Source organism: Methanoculleus sp. (genome assembly GCF_035363275.1).
GTDB lineage: Archaea > Halobacteriota > Methanomicrobia > Methanomicrobiales > Methanoculleaceae > Methanoculleus.
This window is the reverse complement of sequence record NZ_DAOSET010000143.1, coordinates 1-1,295: the sequence shown is the minus strand read 5'-3', so window position 1 is coordinate 1,295 and position 1,295 is coordinate 1. Positions and strand designations below refer to the sequence as shown.

Below are 1,295 nucleotides of genomic sequence, written 5' to 3'. Positions count from 1 at the left end.
GACGTCCTCGACGTCGTCGCCACCGTCCGGTCGCCGGCGCTTGCCGCCCGGACCGCTGCGCTCTCCTCCGGCGAACGCACCCTCCTCTACCGGCTCGCGGAGCAGTCGCTCGCCGGGGGCGATATGATGGCAGGGGCGGTCTTTGAGGAGGCGCAGGACTACCTCGCCATCGGCAAGACGACCTACCATGCCCGGTTACGAAGGCTCGCGGACGCCGGGATCGTCGACCTCCTCCAGACCGGGAAGGGCTACGAGGTCTTCCTCCGCTACGCTCCCGGCGATGTCTTTGCAGCGTGCGCCCACGACGACCCGGCGAAAGGCTGAACAGGCCGCCAACCTCAGTCTTACCGTCAATCTGCGATCCGGACCTGCCGCTACAATCTTTTCTCATACGATAAAGTAACGTTTATATGCGGCCCTTCGCCCGATTCAGGGCCTGTAAGGTATCCTTTTAATCATCGGTGTCCGAGGGTGATGTACGCGTCCGGGAACGTCCCGGTGCGTGAGGTAACGACCATGCAACAGAGAAAAACCACGAGAGGCGGCAGCCAGGGACAACCAAATGTTCACAGCACCAGGATGCACCGGACCGCCAATGGTACTCGGCACTCGAGCGATATAAGGATGCCCGTCCCGGGAGCGTGCCCGTGATGAGCGGGGAAGATACGCCGGACGCGGTCCCGCTCTTCCTCGTCCCGCGGGCGGTCGCGGATGAGATCCGGCGCCATGGCCGGGCAGTCCGGGAGATCAACGTCCGCCGGACCCGGAACCACCAGTATTCGATAAATGTCGAGCGGGGCCGGCCATGACGCCGGAGTCGAACCCCTTCGGGTTTCTCCCGCTCTGGTGCTCGCACCTTCGGTGCTCAAACTCTGTCCTTTCAGGACGTCGTTCCTGTCGGACCATCGCGCCCGGACCCCTCTCCTATGGGGCTGATGCGCTCCTGATCTCCGCCGAGGCCGGGCAGTACCGGATCGGGGTTGGGAGCCTTAAAAACCTCCTCTTCTATGGCCGGATCATATCCTCATGAAAAATCCCACGCCTGGAATACCCTGGCCCTTCGGCGATGGCGACGAAACCGCCGTGGAACGCCTGAAAACTGGAGACGCCGTATGCGATCAGGGAGGCTCTCGATGACACTCCTGCTGGGTGGCATACGGGGGAAGAACAACGCTCTGCGCATTCCCCCGGGCACCGCAACCGTGCTCACCTTTGCCCTGACAGAGATCAAGGGTAACCTCGCTCGGCGTCTCCTTGAAAAAAATGGGACCTGAAATCGGGCAGATTGTATCGGC

2 protein-coding genes are annotated in these 1,295 nt (G+C 62.5%); both read left to right on the top strand.

Annotated features, from left to right (window positions below):
* Nucleotides 1-324 (top strand): hypothetical protein (locus PLN84_RS13395; protein ID WP_348532199.1); only part of this gene is annotated, 324 nt, incomplete at its 5' end.
* Between the two features lie 326 nt (nt 325-650).
* Nucleotides 651-809, top strand: coding sequence for a hypothetical protein (locus PLN84_RS13390; protein ID WP_299954810.1), 159 nt, complete (start codon nt 651-653; stop codon nt 807-809).
* The last annotated feature ends 486 nt before the right edge of the window (nt 810-1,295 follow it).

Bases quoted from the DNA above. Each gene is read 5' to 3' on its own strand.
- PLN84_RS13390 (WP_299954810.1), top strand. From the start codon at position 651: ATGAGCGGGGAAGATACGCCGGACGCGGTCCCGCTCTTCCTCGTCCCG.